The organism is Pseudomonas sp. AC463, assembly GCF_979253585.1.
Genome location: NZ_CEEDDZ010000233.1, coordinates 1 through 365 on the forward strand (window position 1 = coordinate 1; position 365 = coordinate 365).

The window sequence follows — 365 nt, forward strand, 5'->3', positions numbered from 1 at the left end:
GCGATCACCAGCACCAGCACCGCCGCACCGTCGATCGAGATCCAGCCGGCGACGACGGTGCCGAGCCGGATTGCCAGATAGGTGCCCGCCTCGACCAGCCCCGTGCCCCCCAGCACGTCGCAGGGGGCGAGGTGTTGCGGCAGGATCGCGTATTTTATCGGCCCGAAGAAGGTCGAGTGCGTACCGAGCAACAGCACCGCGAACAGCATCAACCCGACGCCGAGATTGATGTGCCCCGCCCGCGCGACCACGAGTCCCGCGGCTCCCACCGCCATGATCCCGATCTCCGCCGACTTCACCAGCCGGATGATCCGCGCCTTGTCGTGACTATCAGCCAGCTGGCCGGCCAGCGCGGAGAGCAGGAA

1 pseudogene is annotated in these 365 nt (G+C 67.7%); it reads right to left on the reverse strand.

Annotated features, from left to right (window positions below):
- A pseudogene (locus AC0IYH_RS29930) lies at positions 1 to 365 on the reverse strand (hypothetical protein); the annotation flags it as partial.